At 59.9% G+C, this 17,625-nt stretch carries 14 protein-coding genes and 1 tRNA gene; 6 read left to right on the forward strand and 9 right to left on the reverse strand.

The window, feature by feature from the left end; genetic code table 11:
* Positions 1-18: 18 nt before the first annotated feature.
* Complete coding sequence (gene cax, locus NW822_RS07700) at positions 19-1,122, reverse strand: calcium/proton exchanger (RefSeq protein ID WP_414404095.1); 1,104 nt, start codon at positions 1,120-1,122, stop codon at positions 19-21.
* Between the two features lie 360 nt (positions 1,123-1,482).
* Complete coding sequence (coaBC, locus tag NW822_RS07705) at positions 1,483-2,712, reverse strand: bifunctional phosphopantothenoylcysteine decarboxylase/phosphopantothenate--cysteine ligase CoaBC (RefSeq protein WP_414404049.1); 1,230 nt, start codon at positions 2,710-2,712, stop codon at positions 1,483-1,485.
* 345 nt (positions 2,713-3,057) lie between these two features.
* On the opposite strand from coaBC, the gene NW822_RS07710 reads away from it, so the two are divergent.
* From NW822_RS07710 to NW822_RS07720, 3 genes are all read left to right on the forward strand, one after another.
* Positions 3,058-3,426 carry an AbrB family transcriptional regulator gene (locus tag NW822_RS07710; RefSeq protein ID WP_414359861.1) on the forward strand — a complete coding sequence of 123 codons (369 nt, stop codon included), beginning with the start codon at positions 3,058-3,060 and terminating at the stop codon, positions 3,424-3,426.
* 196 nt (positions 3,427-3,622) lie between these two features.
* Complete coding sequence (locus NW822_RS07715; protein ID WP_414404050.1) at positions 3,623-4,411, forward strand: Ig-like domain-containing protein; 789 nt, start codon at positions 3,623-3,625, stop codon at positions 4,409-4,411.
* Positions 4,412-4,437: 26 nt separating this feature from the next.
* The gene (locus NW822_RS07720; protein ID WP_414404051.1) at positions 4,438-6,153 is read left to right on the forward strand and encodes a helicase HerA domain-containing protein; all 1,716 of its coding nucleotides are present in this window, start codon (positions 4,438-4,440) and stop codon (positions 6,151-6,153) included.
* Here NW822_RS07720 and NW822_RS07725 read toward each other — a convergent pair.
* From NW822_RS07725 to NW822_RS07735, 3 genes are all read right to left on the reverse strand, one after another.
* Entirely contained in the window at positions 6,123-7,367 is a 1,245-nt protein-coding gene (locus NW822_RS07725; protein ID WP_414404052.1) for an FAD-dependent hydroxylase, read from the reverse strand. The two genes, NW822_RS07720 and NW822_RS07725, sit on opposite strands and share 31 nt — an antisense overlap.
* A gap of 6 nt (positions 7,368-7,373) precedes the next feature.
* A complete protein-coding gene (locus NW822_RS07730; RefSeq protein WP_414404053.1) occupies positions 7,374-8,351 on the reverse strand; it encodes a methyltransferase domain-containing protein in 978 nt (325 codons plus the stop codon).
* A 293-nt stretch (positions 8,352-8,644) separates the two neighbouring features.
* Positions 8,645-9,061, reverse strand: coding sequence for a DUF4278 domain-containing protein (locus NW822_RS07735; RefSeq protein WP_414359871.1), 417 nt, complete (start codon positions 9,059-9,061; stop codon positions 8,645-8,647).
* 196 nt (positions 9,062-9,257) lie between these two features.
* Between NW822_RS07735 and NW822_RS07740 the strand changes: the two genes are divergently transcribed.
* A complete protein-coding gene (locus tag NW822_RS07740) occupies positions 9,258-11,177 on the forward strand; it encodes a cation:proton antiporter (RefSeq protein ID WP_414404054.1) in 1,920 nt (639 codons plus the stop codon).
* Here the strand turns inward: NW822_RS07740 and NW822_RS07745 are convergent.
* Positions 11,174-12,538, reverse strand: a complete 1,365-nt coding sequence (locus NW822_RS07745; protein ID WP_414359877.1) for a CRTAC1 family protein — start codon at positions 12,536-12,538, stop codon at positions 11,174-11,176. The genes NW822_RS07740 and NW822_RS07745 overlap by 4 nt on opposite strands.
* A gap of 72 nt (positions 12,539-12,610) precedes the next feature.
* On the opposite strand from NW822_RS07745, the gene rpsT reads away from it, so the two are divergent.
* Entirely contained in the window at positions 12,611-12,913 is a 303-nt protein-coding gene (rpsT, locus tag NW822_RS07750; RefSeq protein WP_414359880.1) for a 30S ribosomal protein S20, read from the forward strand.
* Positions 12,914-12,938: 25 nt separating this feature from the next.
* On the opposite strand, the gene NW822_RS07755 is transcribed toward rpsT, so the two are convergent.
* Positions 12,939-13,400, reverse strand: coding sequence for a hypothetical protein (locus tag NW822_RS07755; RefSeq protein WP_414404055.1), 462 nt, complete (start codon positions 13,398-13,400; stop codon positions 12,939-12,941).
* Positions 13,401-13,538: 138 nt separating this feature from the next.
* On the opposite strand from NW822_RS07755, the gene NW822_RS07760 reads away from it, so the two are divergent.
* Positions 13,539-13,611: transfer RNA gene (locus tag NW822_RS07760), tRNA-Arg, on the forward strand.
* Here the strand turns inward: NW822_RS07760 and NW822_RS07765 are convergent.
* Complete coding sequence (locus NW822_RS07765; RefSeq protein ID WP_414404096.1) at positions 13,573-15,879, reverse strand: GAF domain-containing protein; 2,307 nt, start codon at positions 15,877-15,879, stop codon at positions 13,573-13,575. The genes NW822_RS07760 and NW822_RS07765 overlap by 39 nt on opposite strands.
* A 575-nt stretch (positions 15,880-16,454) precedes the next feature.
* On the reverse strand, positions 16,455-17,585 hold the full coding sequence (locus NW822_RS07770; protein ID WP_414359885.1) for a citrate synthase: 1,131 nt from the start codon (positions 17,583-17,585) through the stop codon (positions 16,455-16,457).
* Between the last annotated feature and the right edge of the window lie 40 nt (positions 17,586-17,625).

Here is a 17,625-nt window from a genome sequence, read left to right on the forward strand (position 1 = left end):
AGGCGCAGGTAGGGGGAGTTAGTGCAAGAAGAAAAATGCCACCCCGAGAATGACATAGGTGGCTAGGAGCAAAAGCCCCTCCAGCCAGTTGGAGCGTCCGTCGCTCGTAACGGAGTTAACCAGCAGCACTGAGACGGCAATTGCCACCAATTCCACCGGCCCGAAGTTAAAGTTCATCGGTTGGCCCAGCAGGCTACCGGCCAGCACCAAGAGAGGTGCCACAAACAGAGCAATCTGCATCGTCGAGCCCAGGGCCACTGAAAAGGAGAGATCCATCTTGTTTTTCAAGGCCACTGTGATTGCCGTTGCGTGTTCGGCCGCATTGCCAATGAGGGGCAGCAGGATCACCCCCATAAACAGGGGTGTAACCTGTAGCTGCTCAAGGGCAGTTTCCAGGGTGTCTACAAGCAACTCCGACTCAAGGGCCACCAGCACGGTTAGCCCCAAAAGGGCTAGTACCCAGGGCCACAGCTGACTTTGCTCCGAGGAGGCGGTCAAGACCTGGGGAATGGATCCCTCTGCCTGCAGGACGGGATTGGGGGCAAGAGGGGTGGCGGCTTCGGCTTCGTGAATGCTGTAGAGGTAACTGTGGGTTTTGAGGGAAAAAAGCAAGGTGAGACCATAGACTGCCAGCAACACCAGAGCCACTGCTGTCGAGAGTTCCTGAAGGGAGATCTCCCCTAAGCTGGCATCGGCATAGGTAACCACACTGGGCAGGATCAACGCTACCACCGCCAGGTTCATCACTGAGGCGTTCATGCGCGCTACCTCAGGCCGAAAGCTCTGCTCGCGAAATTTGATCCCACCCAAAAGCATGGCCAAGCCGGCCACCAGGAGCAGGTTGCTGATGATGGCGCCGGTGATGGAGGCTTTGACCACCTCCACCAGGCCAGCCCGCAGCGCCACCAGGCCAAGGATCAGCTCGGTGGCATTGCCAAAGGTGGCGTTGATTAGCCCCCCAATCGTTGGGCCCGTCAAGGCGGCAATTTCCTCTGTGGCCTGACCGGTAAACTTGGCCAAAGCCACCACTGCCAAAGCGGCGCAGAGAAAGATGAGATTGGGATCCCAGCCCTGAAGGTGGCCTATCCAGGACAGGGGAACCCCCGCTAGCAGCAGGAACAGCAAGCCGTTCAGCGCTTTCTGCCAAGCTGCTGCAGTCGTCGAGGAAAGCGGAGAATTTGCATCGGCCAGGGTCATGGTTCCTAAGGAAAAGCCGGGTAGCTACTTAATAAGTGGCTGCTGCCACCGCTGTTGGGGCTTGGCGCAAAACAAGGGCCACCGCCTAGACAACGCAGGTGGTCTTCTAGAGCAGTCTAGCCGTTGCTGGGGAAGCTTGAATAGAGGTGCTGCTTGGCTGGCGCTGCCATCGCCGACTACTATTCTGGGAGCTCTCTGCTGCAGAGAGCCCCAACCCCCCTTACCCAGCTAATGATTGCCAGGGGATCCTCTCCTCTGTCTGTCAGGGCGGGTTACCCTCCAGCTTCAGCTTGGCTCCAGTTGCAGGGCCAGATCCAGCAGCCGATGGGCCAGGGTGGCCTTGGGAGCCAGGGGGAGCTGCTGGGGGTCTCCCTGACGAGGGATCCAATAGCCTTGGTTGTGGCTGCTGCCAAAGCCGCTATCCGGTTGGTCGATGGGGTTGGCTACAATGGCGTCTAGCCCTTTTTGCTGGAGCTTCCGGCGGGCTGGCGGGAGGGGATCCCCGCTCTGGGCGGCAAAGCCAATGAGGCGCTGGCCAGGACGCCGTTGGCCAGCCAAGGCTGCCACAAGATCAGGAACAGGTTCTAAAGGTAGCAGCGGCGGCAAATCGGTCTTAGCCAGCTTACCGGCATAGGTCTGCGCAGGTCGCACATCGCCCACGGCTGCTGCCATCCAGAGGAGATCGGCCTGGGGAAACTCAGCCTGCAAAACCTGCTCCAGTTGGGCTGCCGTCTCCACCGGGATGGCCCGTATGCCGAAGGGCTCCGGCTCGAAGGGGATCCCCAGGGGCCCATGCACCAGCGTAACTTTGGCCCCCCGACAGGCCGCTGCCACTGCCAGCGCCACTCCCATCCGCCCGCTGGCCGGGTTGCCGAGAAAACGCACTGCATCAATGGGCTCCCGGGTACCCCCCGCCGTCACCACCACCCGCTTGCCCTGCCAATCCTTTTTCCCCCCCGTCCAAAGCAAAGCTCGTACGTACTCCTGCAGCACCTCCGGCTCCAGCATCCGCCCTTCCCCCACTGCATCGCAGGCCAGGCGGCCACTGGCAGTAGGCAGGGTCCAAAAACGGGGATCCCGCTGCAGCCGCTGCCAATTCTCGGCCACTGCTGCGGCCTTCCACATGGACGTGTTCATGGCCGGGGCCAGAGCTATCGGGCAGTGGCAAGCCAGCACCACATTGGTGAGCAAATTGTCTGCCAGCCCCTGGGCCAGCTTGCTTAAGGTGTTAGCTGAAAGAGGCGCAATGAGAAAAACCTCTGCCCATTCGCCCAACTCAATGTGCAGGGGTCGCCCCCGCGTGGCCTGCCAAAACTCCGCATCGGTAAAAGCTGGCTGGCGAGACAGGGTGGCAAAGGTTAGCGGGGAGATAAACTGTTCTGCAGCTTTTGTCAAAACCACCCTCACCTCTGCTCCCTGCTGGGCCAGAGCAGATACCAAAGCCGCCGTTTTGTAGGCAGCAATTCCCCCACTCACCCCAACCAGCAGACGCCGTCCCGACCAAAAGGGATCCATACCAGAGAACACTCAAACAGCCTTGTTTCCAGTTTCCCTGTTTTTGCCCCCTGCCAGCGGCACAACAGGAATCCCTTGGGCTCAGACCGCAGACGCCGGTGAGAACAGCACTTGCGAGCCTAGGGCTTGCCTGGGGAGAACCTTTCTTTGCGAAAGTCCGACCTCGCCTCTACAGGTTCTGTTCCGCAGAGGGAATTCGCTACCGCCGTTTTGCGCACTCGTCTCTTCAGATCCCATTCCGGTTGCCGAACTTATCCCCTCTAATAAGAAAGAGTTGAAGGCAACTCTATTGCAATCGCTATTTGTTTTTGGCTACACTAACTGTTGTCCTTGAACCAGCTTGATATGACTGCAACTGGAAAACCAAAACCACTCACTGGCCAAGAGCTCCTCGACAAGGTAACCTCCATGGGAAATGCCGATCCCAAGGAGAAAGCTCGCGCCTGCGGTTACGTCACCTACACCAAGAACGGGCGGGAGCGAGTAAATCTGATGCAGTTCAACAATGCCTTGCTGAAGGCAGTCGGTGTGAATCTCGATGCTAGTGATGGGAACGGTTCCCGGGGTCGGGCTCCGAGTTACCGGGTTTCAGTTCACAAGAATGGCAACCTCCTCATTGGAGCTGCCTACACCAAGAAGATGGGCCTCAAACCTGGGGATCAGTTCGAGATCAAGTTGGGCCACCACAACATCAAGCTAGAGCGCATCGACTGATTTCCTGTCGCCTACCTTGTCGAGGTTCTCTCTCCTGATACCCTCCGTCATCCCCTGTTTCTATTTCATTAGGTAGACAAGGGATCCTCGCGTTTGCTGAGGATCCCTAGCTGTTTGCGTCAATCAATTGGTGGCTGACGCCCAGAAGGTTTCGCTATTCTGACAAAAGTTAATCTTCCTGAAGGGGGCAGCAGCAATGTCCACTCCATCTGCAGAGAACCTGGCTCGCCGCTGGCGACGCTGGCGAACCTGGGTGGGGCTGGTGGTGTTGGCAGCGGGGTTCTGGCTCGTTCAGCCTCATCCGCAGGTTGAGCCGCAGCCGAATCCGCCGCTGCAGTGGGTCTCCTCCCAGCCAGCCCCTGAGCAGCAGGATGTTTTTGTGGACGGGATCCTACGGCTGCAGTTCAATCGGCCGCTGGATCCCAATCTACAACGACTGGTGGTTCAGTTGGAGCCGCCGGCAGCGGTCGTTTTCGACGTGCAGGGCAACGAGCTACTCCTCAAACCGCGGGAGCCTCTGCGCTTTAGCACCAACTACACCCTCACGCTTGCCCCCCAGGAGGGGTTGCCTCTGGAGCAGACCATTCAACTGCGCTTTCGCACCGAGCCGCAGTACACCTACGAGCGGGACATCAAACCGCTGCTGGAGGCCAGTTGTGTTGGCTGCCATCAGCCGGCAGGACGCCAGCGCACCCAGTTGCTCGATAGCTATGAGGCAGTTCTGGCCTATGTCAAGCCGGGAGATCCCAACAGTGAGTTGATCGCTCCCCGCTGGACACGCCGCCACGCCACCATTCTCAACGCCAACAACCCCAACCGCCCTCAAGCCCGCGGCGGATCCCCCGAGATTGCCTACATCCAAGCCCGCGGGCTGCCCCTCTCCCGTCTGGGCTTTTGGACGCCGGAGGAGGTGGAGATCGTCCGCACCTGGATTGTGCAGGATGGTGCTCCCCGCACCAGTGCCCGTGCCCAGGCGGGCCCTTAGGCTCCTGGAACTTCTCTCCCACCGCCATGACCTCTCCCCAACCTTTGGCCACGGTGATTCAGGGATCCCTGAGTCGGGGCTTGGAAGCTCGCCTCAACCCTGGCGTTTCGGTAGAAGACCTGCGGGTGGGCAAGTTTGTGGTCATTCAAGGGGAGCGCCACCGCTTCTTCGGCCTGCTCACCGACGTTACGTTAGCAACCAGCAACCCCCAGATCTTGGTCAATCCCCCTCGTCCCGAAGAAACCCTGTTGCGAGAGGTCTTGGCTGGCAGCGGCACCTACGGGGTTATTGCCCTCACGCCAATGCTGATGTTGGTGCCGCGGCAGACGGAAGGGGAAAGGCTGTACCCCCTCATTGATCCCAACCGGCCAGAAGATGGCGGCCCCGCCCTTCCTGGTGCCGAGGCAATGGAGCTGTTGCCGGTGAAAACGGTGCCGGCCCACTTTTCCCAAGTGTACGAGGCGCGGGAGCTGGACTTTCGCACCGTCTTCGGCTGGGAAGACGACCCCACTCGGCGCAACTTTGCCATTGGTCAGCCCCTGGACATGGCGGTGCCCATTTGTCTGGATTTGGATCGCTGGGTGGAGCGCAGCAACGGGATTTTCGGCAAGTCCGGCACTGGTAAGTCCTTCTTGGCCCGCCTGATCCTGGCGGGCATCATCCGCAAGCGGGCGGCAGTGAACCTGGTTTTCGATATGCACTCTGAATACGGCTGGGAGGCAGTCAGCGAGGATAGGCAGGCCACTACCGTCAAGGGGCTGCGGCAGCTCTTCCCCGGCCAGGTGCAAATTTATACCTTGGATCCTGATTCCACCCAGCGGCGAGGGGTGCGGGATGCCCGTGAACTCTTCATTGCCTACAACCAGATCGAGGTGGAAGATCTGGCCCTGTTGGCGGAGGAGCTCAACCTCTCCGAGGCCAGCCTAGAAAACGCCATTATCCTGCGCAACGAGTTTGGCCGCGACTGGATTAGCCGGCTCTTGAGCCTCTCCAACGCCGAGATCCAAGAGTTTTGCGAACAGAGGATGGGCAACAAGGCCTCCATCCTAGCCCTGCAGCGCAAGCTGACCCGCCTCGACGACCTCAGGTACATCCGCAACAGTCTGCCCCGCAACTACATCGGCGAGATCCTGGAGGCCCTTAGCCGCGGCATTCACGTGGTGATCGAGTTTGGAGCCCAGTCCAACCTGCTTTCCTACATGCTGGCAGCCAACGTCATCACCCGCCGCATCCACCAGGCCTATGTGCAGCAGACGGAGCGGTACCTGCAGTCCAAAAATCCCCTCGACCGGCCGCGGCAACTGTGCATCACCATCGAGGAAGCGCACCGCTTTCTCAATCCGCGGGCAGCCAAGCAGACCATCTTCGGCACCATTGCCCGCGAGATGCGCAAGTACTTTGTGACACTGCTGGTGGTGGATCAGCGCCCTTCCAGGATCGACAGCGAGGTGATGTCGCAGTTGGGCACCCGTATCACGGCCCTCCTCAACGACGAGGAGGATATCGACGCCGTCTTTACAGGGGTAGCGGGCAGCCAGAACTTAAAGACGGTGCTGGCCAAGTTGGATTCCAAACAGCAGGCTCTGGTTCTCGGCCATGCCGTACCTATGCCGGTGGTGGTGCAAACCCGACCCTACGACGAAAAGTTCTACGCCCAGATCGCCGATCCCGACTGGTCACAGGCCGAGGATGCGGAGGTGTTTCGGGCGGCTCAGAAGGCCAAGGAGGAGCTGGGGCTGTAGGGAGAGCTTCCCCAGAGGCCAGTCATCAAGCGCAGCAAAAAGCGCCGCAGCGGCGGGAAGAGGATCATTCCTTGCAAAACCAAGCGCCGCAAGACCACTAGGGGCCAGTAGGAGTTGGAGAAGGTGCGGGTAAGTAAATCTGTGAAGAGTAGCACCAGCCAGTTTTCCCAGCGGCGCCGGCGGCCGTAGCGCCGTAGGACTTTGACATCCCCCAAATCCTCGTGCCGTCTATAGGCCTCCAGCAGCACCTGGGCCAAGGCAGCGGCATCGCGGATACCGAGGTTTAGCCCTTGGCCCGCCACTGGATGGCAGTGGTGAGCTGCATCCCCCACCAATGCCAGGCGGTGCTGATAGTAGCGGCGGCTCTGCCGCAGGCGAGCCGGGAAGAGCTGGGGGGAGTTCAACAAAGTAAGGCCGCCGCCCTGAGGGCCATAGTAGCGCTGCATCTTGGCCAAGAAGTCGGCCTGGGGGAGCGCCAGGGTAGCCTTGGCCTGCTCATGGGGCAGGATCCAGACCACCTGGCAGCGATTGCCGGGCAGGGGCAGGATGGCAAAGGGTCCAGCAGGCCAGAAGCGTTCGTAGGCGATGTTTTGGTGATCTTGGGCAGGGGCCACCAGGGCGGTGATGCAGGACTGCCAGTAGTCCCAGCCGTCGCTAGGGATCCCTGCCCCCTGGCGCACCTGGGAGCGCAGGCCGTCAGCAGCCACCACCAGGGAGGCGGCCAGCCGGCATCGGCCTTGGGTCGTTTCCAGCTCCACCTCAGCCGTGGCCTTTCCATAGGTGACCCTCTCCACCCTGGCTTCGTAGTAGCAGGTGATCTGGGGATCCGCAGCCACCCGCTCCTGGAGCACCTGCTGCAGCCAGCCATGTTCGCCGCAGTAGAAAACTGCCGTTTCCCCCACATCCTCCGGCCTAAAGGTCACCCGCTGGGGAGCGTTGGCGTCGGTCAGAATCACCTGGGCAAAGGGTGTGATGTGGGGAGCCAGCGCCTCCCACACCCCGATGGCCCGAAAGATGCGGATCGAGAGCGGCGAAAGGGCATAGGCCAAGGGGCGCTGCCTGACTGCCTCAGCCGACTGGGCCTCAATGAGGGCCAAGCGCAGGCCGGATCCCTGCAGGGCACAAGCTAGGGTCAGGCCCGCAATGCCGCCGCCAACGATGATCACGTCGTAGAGGGCGTCTAGGGTCTCCGGAGGGGGAGCAAGGAGCGTCATTGTCTCTCATTGGGTGCTGTAGCCAACTACTTCTGGGGAGGCGGAGTTCGCCGGCGCGGCAGCCCGCACCGCCCGGAACATGCCAAAGCGGCAGAGGCCAGTGCCGAAGGCCAGGCGCATGAGCAAGAAGGTGGGCACCTCCCGCAGCGACTTAATCAAGCCTACCAAGCCAAACTTCAGCAACCCTTCGGGACGGACAACCCCCTGCCAGATGGAATCCAGCCAAGAAGGAAGGGTCTCCTGGGTCCAGTCGGCAGTCTCCACCCGTCCCTCTACCAGCCCCGTGGCTTCTAGTGCTTCCACAAAGCCTTCAATGCTAGAAAAAGCGGGGTGCGACCACTGATCCAACAACTGCCGCATCACCAGCCGCTCCCAGAAGGTGAGGGGCTTTTGACGGTCGTCGCGCTGGTTCCAGTCCGCCACCACCAGGATGCCGCCTGGCTTGAGCACCCGCAGCATCTCGCTGGCGTAGCGGGCCTTGTCCGGCATGTGGGGCCCCGCCTCAATGGACCAGACCACGTCAAAGCTGGCGTCGGGAAAGGGCAGGTTGAGGGCATCCGCTACCTGAAACCGGACGGGGAGATCAGGGGGGGTGAGCTCTTGGGCCCGCTTCACCTGCTGGGGGCTAATGGTAATGCCGGTTACGACAAAGCCATAGTCGCGGGCCAAGATGCGACAACTGCCGCCAATGCCACAGCCCACATCTAGCACCGTCGTCCCCGGCGGCAGCCGATCCAGCCCGCCCCAGCGCACCATCTCGTGGACAAAGTCGTGTTTGGCCTGGATGAAGTTTTTCCGCCGCGGCGGGGATCCGTAGTGGCCAAGGTGAATATGTTCGCCCCAGTAGAACTCCAGGATTCCATCCCGCGTCCACTCGTCGTAGGCACGGGCTACGGATTCCGGGGAGCGATACTTACGGGCAGTCAGCACATAGGCTACCAGTCCTCCCCCTAGGAGCAGAGCTGGGGCCAAAATCCAAAGCATTAGGTGCATCAATTACTCGGGTCGAGGGCGACCGACCCTTCTAGACTGCTAAAGGGAGCAGGCTTTGGCGCGATCCCTGCTTACCTCTTGCACAGCTCTGCTGCCCCCGGTAAGACGGCAACAGAGGGACTCCAAGAGCCTGCTAGGGCATTATAGCCTCGAAGAGCAACCTCCTCTCCTTTTCGGGGCCTCTCTGCTTCTCCTAGGAAGTTCAAAGTAGCCAACACCTTGCCCACCTGCTAGCTGCAGAAGGAGCCTTAGTCCCACCCCCTAGGAATCCTTTTGCCTGAGGACTAGCTCAGGCTAACTCGTGTGCGGTCGTAATCTAAGCGGAAGGTGGGGTGCACTTTCCCTTGGATACGGTTCCAGAAGTTGCGCACGTTGGTATGCAGGCCAACCCGTTCTGTACCGCGTACCAGCATTGCCTGCTGCCGAATTCGAATAGCGCGTTGGTGGCCCGCCATTAGGAAGCGAGCTAGCTCATCCAAAGCGTGGAAACGCCTAGGAGCTGCTGCTGACTCGGCAGCCTGGGAACGAGAGGCTACTCCCCGGTAGAGAAAGTCCAAGTTGGTGGACAAAACCGGCGGCTTGGTCAGGTGGCGGAACCGCCAGTCCAGCCCCCGATAGCGGCCCCCCACTTTGCCCGGGGAAACAGTTGCCGCCGTCGGTGAGGGGGTGTAGCTAACACCACGGTAAGAGAGTTTCGTCATTTTCGCCTCCTTTGGGGTAGCTCCTTACTTCCGTATTATAAGCTACCGTTTTGAGGTTTTCTATGTAACCTTTAACAAATTTTAGCCACCCTCCCCGCGACTGCCCCTGCTGGCCTGGAGGAGGCTGAGATCTGTCCAGGGGGCTGAAGAAGGCAGTATCGTGGAAGAGCTCCCAGGATCGGCTACAAATTTCGGGGTGAGCGTCCCTGTGCAGGAAGACTTTCGCCTAATTCTGGACATTGCAACAGTACTGGCAGCAGCGGCAGCAGGAGGGTTTCTCGCTGCACTGCTCCGGCAGCCGGTGCTCTTGGGTTACTTGCTGGCCGGGATCCTAGTGGGGCCGACAGGGTTGGGGTGGATCAAAGAGGTGGTGCAGGTGGAAACCCTGGCCCAGTTTGGCGTGACCTTTTTGCTGTTTACCTTGGGGGTGGAGTTTTCCCTCAAAGAATTGCGCCAAGTGCGTGGGATTGCCCTGGGCGGCGGTCTTCTGCAGATTGGTCTCACGATTGCCATCACGGCGGTGCTGGCGGTGGCTAGCAGCTGGCTGACACCCGTGCAGGGGATCTTTTTGGGGGCAGTGCTCTCCTTGTCTTCCACGGCGGTGGTGCTCAAAAGCCTCACCGAGACTAACCAGATGGACACGCCCCAGGGCCAGGCCATGCTGGGGATCTTGATCGTGCAGGATTTAGCAGTAGGGCTAATGCTGGCGGTGTTGCCGGCTTTGGACGCTCCTCTGCCGGAGCTGGCGGGATCCCTGGCTAAGTCAGTAGCAGAAATTGGCCTGGTGGGCGTAGGGGCGGTGCTGGGTGGTATTTGGCTGGTGCCTGCTCTGCTGCGGCTATTGGCCCAGCAAGAGAGCAAAGAGGTATTCCTCCTGGGGGTGATCAGTCTCTGTGTGGGGATTGCTCTGTTGACAGAGCAGCTGGGCATTTCCAGCGAGATTGGGGCCTTCCTGGCCGGGTTGATGATTTCAGAAGTGGAATACGCCGACCAAACCCTGGCCTACGTAGAGCCCTTGCGAGATGTGTTTGCCGCCCTCTTTTTTGCCGCCATTGGCATGCTCATCGATCCTCACTTTATTGCCGACCACCTGATGCTGATTCTAGGGCTGGTGGGGCTGGTGATGGTGGGCAAGTTTTGCCTGGTGGCCCCTCTAGCGGGGCTGTTTGGCTATCCCCTCCCGGCAGCGGTGTTGGTGGGGCTAGGCCTTTCCCAAATTGGGGAGTTTTCCTTTGTCCTGGCCAGCGAGGGGCAGGCGCTGGGGCTGGTGTCGCGGCAACTGTACTTGCTCATCGTCAGCACCACCGCTGTTACCTTGCTTGTTACTCCCTTTTTGCTCAAGGGGGCGCCAGGGCTGCTGAGGAAACTGCAAGGTATCCCCTTTGTGTCCCGTTGGCTAGCAGCCGAGGAGCAGCCTCGCGACTTGGATGCCAAAGCTCCCCAAGAGGGCCACGTGGTAGTGTGCGGCTACGGTCGGGTGGGGCAGGATGTAGTGCGCATTCTGCAAGCCCGCCGCCATCCCCTTTTGGTAATTGACTCCTCAGAACGGGTCATCCAACAGTTGCGCTCGCAGGGGATCCCCTATCTCTACGGCAATGCTGCTAGTGCCCCGGTGCTGGAGAAAGCTGGCCTAAACCATGCCCGCGCCCTGGTGATTGCCCTGCCGGATCGCCTAAGCACCCGCCTCTGCCTCAAACAAGCGCTGAAACTGGCGCCCCACCTGGAGGTAGTGGTGCGAGCCACCCACGAAGAGGACATCGAACAGCTCTATCAGTTAGGGGCCAGAGAGGTCGTCCACCCGGAATTTGAGGCCAGCCTGGGCTTGTGCAGCCATGTGCTGCTGAAGCTGGGCGAGCCCCTAGGGGTCATCCAGCAGGAGATTCTGGCCATTCGCAGCAGCCACTACCGCGATTTGCGACCTCTCCACCCCAGTTGCCTGATCCCCACGCCTGTCAGTTGGCTGCTGCCGGCAGCCCAGATCCCTGCCAGTGTCAACAGCAGCCCAGCGGACTCGGGGCCGGCTTGGTGGGAACACTGGCAGCGACCCGTTGAGCCGGAATGGGCAGGGATCTCAGGCTCCCCTTCTGTCGAGATGCCTAACGAGGAGGCCGCCTAGCCTGGATAGGGGATCCGCAAAAGCTGGTTAACTGGTGGGCAAGCCACCTGCACCTGTTTTCCGTCCGGCCACTGGATCTGGATTTCCTTGACCAGTGTTTCGGATCCCAGGCCAAAATGGGCCACCGGCTCCATCTGACAGAGGTAGCCGCTGCCGGCATCGATGGGGCGGATCTGCGTGCGGGTAGGGGTGATTAGCCGCACCAGGGCGCCGCGGGCCGGGGATCCCTGGCGAGTCAGGGGCAAGACCCTTAGCCAGTTGTTGGCATTAGCCAGGGGCCGGTAGAAGCTCAGGGGCTGGGCGCCCGACTCCCCGTGGGCAATGAGCAGCTCCAGGCGCCCGTCCCCATCCACATCGGCGACTGCCGCTCCTGTTCCCAATCCCTGCGGCTCAGCAGCCTCTCCAATGTCAATGGCCTGCCAGCAGCCAGAGCGCCAGCCAAACAGGCGGTTGGGCTCGCCGATGTTGTTAAAAAACAGCTCCGGGTAGCCGTCGTTGTCAAAGTCGGCAGCAATCACGGTGCGAATGCGGGAGGGCCTGGCCAGCTCCGGGGGGGCCACGTTCTTAAAGAGGCCGCTGGGGGTTTGGATCCAGAGGCGATGCGGCCCTTCCCAATTGCCGTAGACCAAGTCCAGCCGCCCGTCCCCGTCTAGATCCACCGCCGCCACACCGCGCCCGTGCTCGTTGGGATCCGCCAGCCCCACTTCAGCGGCAATTTCTTCAAAGGTGCCATCTCCCCGGTTGCGGAACAAAAAATTGGGCCCCTGCTCGTTGACGGCAAAAATGTCCATCCGCTGCGAGACTAGGGGCACGGCCACCAGCCCCCGCCCGCCTGTTACCCGGTTCACCCCCGCCTCCGGCGCCACATCGGCAATCATCTGGTTGAAGCCCAGCTCGTAAAGGCGCATGGGGCCGCCGTAGTTGGCTACAAAAAACCCATACCGCCCCTGGCCAAAGCGATCCACGCAGGCCACCGAGCGACCTGCTGTCAAGTTGAGGGCATCTTGGTTGTGGGGCAGGGAGAACAGATCCACCCAGCGGGATCCCTGCCAGTCGAAGAGGCGATCCCCAAAGCGCTTGCGCCCCCCGAAGGTATCGGTATTCAAAACATAGAGTTCTTCTTGGCCGTCGCCATCAAAGTCGCCGGCAGCCACCCCAATCGCCATGCGCCCCGCATCGGCCAGGGTATCGTCCACCAGATCCACCAGGGCCTGGCCATTCCACTTCAAAACCCGGTTCCGGCCGCGGAAGCCGCACACGAACAGCTCAAAAGCCCCGTCCCGATCCAAGTCGCAAACGGCAACCCCATAGCAAAGGGCAGGGGGGTTGAACTGGATGAGAGAGCTGCAATCTTGAAACATGGGGATCCCGCCCGACCACGAGCTCCAAGCTCTGATGGTATGCTTGATCTTTGCTGTTTTTCTCTTTTAACCATGCCACGGACTAAATCCGCCATCAAGCGCCTCAAGATTGCCGAGCGGAACCGCCTGCGCAACAAGGCTACCAAAGCCCTGGTGCGCGCCCTCATGAAAAAGGTGATCTCCCTCTCTTCCGCCTACGCGGCCAACCCCCAGCCGGAAACCCTGCAGGAGATCCAGGCGGCGATGAGCGCTGCCTTTAGCCGCATTGACAAGGCAGCCCAAAAAGGCGTGCTGCACAAAAACACAGCTGCTCGTCGCAAGGCCCGTCTGTCCCGGATTGTGCAACGCTCGCTGGCTGCTGCAAGCACCTCCTAAGTCAGTACTTGGGAAGCGGTGCGTTCTACTGGCGGGAATTCAGGGTGCGTACCAGCCAGCGCCGCAGGGGGTGCCAAGGGGGTAGAGACAGGATCCAGCGGGATTGCCGCTCCAGGAGCCAGCGCTCGAAGGGATAGAGGCCAAACAGCTCGTAGCGGCTTTGGGCAACTAGGATCCCTAGGGTAAAGCTGACACAAAGCAGCAGGCCAAAGGTAGGCCAGCTAGGGCGGTAAAAGAGGGCATAGCGCAGGCCCGTCCAGGTGAAGTACTGCCAGAGACGGAGGAGATCTGCCCGCAGAGCCCAGAGACTGGGGATCCCGACCAATAGCCACACCAGGCTCAAAAGGACAAAACTGCCGCCGTGGTAGAGCTGCAGCAGGCGTCTAGCGGCTGGCGAGAGGGATCCGCAGCCGGGGGAGGTTTCCGACTCGCGGACGCAAGCAGCCTTCTTTTCATCGACTGGGCTAGGATCGGGAAGTGGTGGCATCGGGATCCCGGTTCTCCCCACCAAGACCTTCGTTATAACTTTAGCGACTGGGATCCCTGCAGGAAGCTCTTGTACAGCTGGGAAGGAGCAAGTTATAGAGAGGCGAACTGCTCCAAGGATATAATGGCTCTGCAACTTGCCTTGCTAGCTCAATGGATAGAGCACCGACCTTCTAAGTCGATGGTTGCAGGTTCGAGTCCTGCGCAAGGCGCTGAGTGTCTTGCTCGGCGGGTGAGTTTTGGGGCAATCGACTTTGGGATGGACACCACACCCGAAAGATGACCTGACCAGAGTGGCTTTCTACAGTCAGGGATCCCTCTAACATCTCCATAGCCTTTTGGGCCAGCGGCAGGCCTAGGCCTGTCCCTCCGGCCTTGCGGCGATCCAACTGTGGGATGCGGTAGAACTTTTCAAACACATGGGGCAACGCCTCTGGAGGAATTTCCACCCCTGTATTGCGCACCTCGATCAGCCAGCCGGGACGGCCCTGTTGATGGGTCTGGCTAAAGCGCAAACAGATGCTTTCCCCAGCCGGCGTGTACTTGCAGGCGTTGTTCAAAAGTTCGCCCACCACCCGCGACAGCAAGCCCTCATCTGTACGGAGGGGCAAAAGGTCGGGATCCCATTCCAACTGAAACTGTTGGTTCTGCTGGGCAGCTCGCAGCCGGAAGGGCTCGGAAAGATTGGGGATCCACTCCTGAGGAGATAACCAGGTTAGGTTGAGATCCCTATTTCCGGCTTCAATAGCTTGCAATTCCAACAGCTCGTTGATCAAGTCCAGCTCGCGGTTGGTCTCCATCTCCAAAATCTGCAAGTAACGCCGCTCCCGCTCCGTCAGGTTGGCCCTGGAGAGAAAAGCAATTGCCAGCTTCATGTTGGTCAAAGGCGTGCGCATCTCGTGGGAGACCATGTGCAGAAACTCATCCTTGAGGTGGTTGAGCTTCTGCAACTGCTGCACCTGCTGCTGCACGGTTTGGAAAAGCCGGGCCTGGCGAATGGCAATAGCACACTGGCTGGCCACCCGCCGCATCAAGCGCTGTTCCCGCTCGCCAAACACCTGACCCGGCGGACGCGCTCCACAAATATTTCCCAGCAGGAGAAATTCGCTGTCCTGAGCATCGCAAATGGGAAGTACCAGCAGCGTGTGGCGATCGTAGCCGGGCCAGCAGGGGTGGCCAAGGTGGCTGAAATGGCAGAACTGCCCACCTTGAAGCGGCTGGAGCACCTCGGCAAACTCGGCAAAGGGGATCTCCAGGGGAAAACGGCGGATCCCTTCTCCAGGTCGATAATCCAAGGCCAAAACGCTAACCTGTCGTTCTGGGTTATGGAGGGCAATCATGCAGCCGGAAAGACCCAGTCTGAGGGCCAGTTCTTGCGCCACGGTCTCCAAAATCTTTTGTTCATCTAGGCTGGAGCGAATTTCTTCCGTGATCAGTTGCAGCAGGGCCTCGTCTTCGTAGGCTTGCTGCAGTTGGCCGTTGCGCACCCGCACTTGGTAATCCAGTTCGGCGTTGGCTTGCTGCAGCCTTTGATAAAGTTCCGCCTGTCGAATGGCGACTGCCAGGTGATCGCCAATTGCCCTAGCTAACTCGATCTCTTCCTCTTGCCAATCGGGTTCAGAGATCAGGCGCCTCAGGGCTAGAGCGCCCCACAGTTTCCCTTGACAGGCCACCGGGATCCCTAGCCAGGGGCCGAGCTGGCAGTCTTGCCTTTCCTGCAATGCAAAGGGATCGGAAACTTGCTTGGGATCCGCCACGTGAAAAACTTGCAGCCACTTGAAGTGCTGGATGGCTGGAATCTCTGGATCATCTGGTATGCGCAGGTGGAGAGCACTGGGCACATCGGGGGAGCGAACATAGCCGGCAATGCCCACCCACACCTTCTCGGCAGGCAGATATTGGTAAAGGGTAACCCGCGCTGCCTGCAAAACCTGGCCTACTTCCTGCACCGCTACCTCAAAGAGGGCGGGTAGATCCAAAGAGGTGCTGATGGCCTGAATGAGCCGGTTAAGCAGTTTTTCCCGCTGCACCTGTTGCTGCAGCTTTAGCTCGGCCTGCTTGCGCTCGGTGATGTCCAGGGTTACCCCGACTACATGGCTGGGATCCCCTTCCGGCCCCAGGAGCACAATCCCCTGAGAGAGGTGCCAGCGCACCTGCCCGTCTGCGAGATGGGCACGGTACTCGACTGCCAAGTTGGGATCCCCCTCCAATGCTCTAGGCCCCGCCAACTGGAGAGCTTCCTTCACCCTTTGGCGATCCTCGGGGTGAACGCTCTCGAAAAACATCTCCAGAGTGAACTCCTCGCCGGGATCCCGTCCGTACTTGGCCTTGCACTGAGGGGAACTGCTCAGCTCCCCGCTGCGCAGATCCAGTTGCCAGTAGCCCAGTTGGGTGGCCTCCAGAGCCAAAAAGAGATGCTCTGGATAAAAGCCGCCGTCTTCTGGCCGCACCGGCACCAGGCGGTATTGAGCTGAAGCCATCTCCCCCACCAAAACGGTTGGTTGTTCCAGCAGCGCTACCTCATTGTGGACGATCCTCGAGATCCTCTTGCCAGGAATCCTTAACTTTAAGCATGATTTCTGCTCAAAGATGTGTTAGCCAATACAGGATCTTTACTTCACGCTAAACTTCAGATCCGGAGAGCCGACTCTTGCCCGCAGCTTGTGGCCGAGGGGGGCCTCCAGGTGCGCCTTGGAGCCCGACACTGGGATCCCTCTAGCAGGTGGGGTTAGAGCAAGCCGAAATGAGTTTGGAGGAGTGCCGCATCAAGCTCCTTCCTTGCGGCCTTGCCCTCGGCGTGGGTAAGTTTCTGCTGACTTTGAGCTGGGCTCTCTTCCGCCGGAACCTAACCTGCTCTCTGTCCGCCGCAACCTGGCTGTTGGTGGAGAAGCCTGCAAGGAGCGTGCACTGGGGTGGAAGCTAGCTTGCAGACCAGTTCAGGGTTTCTCAAGGGCGGCACTTCCTTATCCAGGGCTTTCGCGCCGCGTTTTTCGGGGAGTTCACCTAGGTTACTGTCAAGGTGCGCAGGGCACCCTATGGCAACGTCAAACAGGACTTAGCTCCGCTCCGAGATGGGGATGTACCGTTGCTGTCGCTTACCGGTGTAGACCTGGGTGGGGCGGAAGAGGCGATTATCCGCCAACTGCTCCCGCCAATGGGCCAGCCAACCTGCTACCCGGGCAATGGCAAACACTGCTGTAAACAAATCCTCTGGGATCCCCAACTTGGCGTAGACCAGACCTGAGTAGAAGTCCACATTGGGGTAGATGCCCTTTGGCCCCAGCAGCTCTGCGCACACCCGTTCCACCTCTAGGGCAATGTCGTAGTACTTGTCGTGGCCGTAGCGCTCGAACAGCTTCTCAGCAATCTGTTGCAGGATGGTGGCCCGCGGATCCTTCACTTTGTAGACGCGGTGCCCCATGCCCATAATCCGCTCTTTTCTGGCCAGCTTTTCCTCAATGAACAAGCGTACATTCTCCACCGAGCCAATCTGCCGCAACAGCTTCATCACCTCTTGGTTGGCTCCGCCGTGCAGCAACCCTGAAAGGGTGCCCACTGCTGTGGCCAGGCTGCTATAGGGGCTAGCCAAGGTTGAAGCACTAACCAAAAGGGCAAAAGTTGAAGCGTTGACGGTGTGCTCGGCGTGCAGGATGAGGCAAGTATCGAAAACGCGGGCCAGCCAGGGATCTGGCTTTTTGCCCGAGAGCATGTAGAGGAAATTGGCGGCATGATCCAGGCTGTCGTCAGGGGGAATGGGATCGTTGCCCTGGCGCATCTGGTGAAACATGGCCACCATCGTCGGCAGTTTAGCCAGCAGACGGGTAACCGTGACAAAGACGTAGTCGGGATCTGACTCCCGCACGGGGTAGAACATGCCCAAGCTGGCGACACAGGTCTGCAGAGCGTCCATCGGGTGGCCCGATTCGGGAAATGACTTGATCATGTCGCGGATGCGGTACTTGACCCGCCGATGGCTGCGGACAGCCTGATCAAAATTGTCCAGCTCTGACTGGGTCGGCAGCTTGCCAAAAATCAGCAAATAAGCTGTCTCTAGAAAGGTACTATGAGCCGCCAGCTCCTCAATGGGGATGCCGCGGTATTCCAGGATCCCTGCCTGGCCATCGACAAAGCTAATGTTAGAGCGCGTGGCCGGAACACCTTCTAGCCCAGGCCTGTATTCCGCCATAGTTGAATGCCTATGTGCTCCCTCAAACGAGAGAACTAAG

This window comes from Synechococcus sp. H70.2, assembly GCF_047462275.1.
Lineage (GTDB): Bacteria > Cyanobacteriota > Cyanobacteriia > Thermostichales > Thermostichaceae > Thermostichus.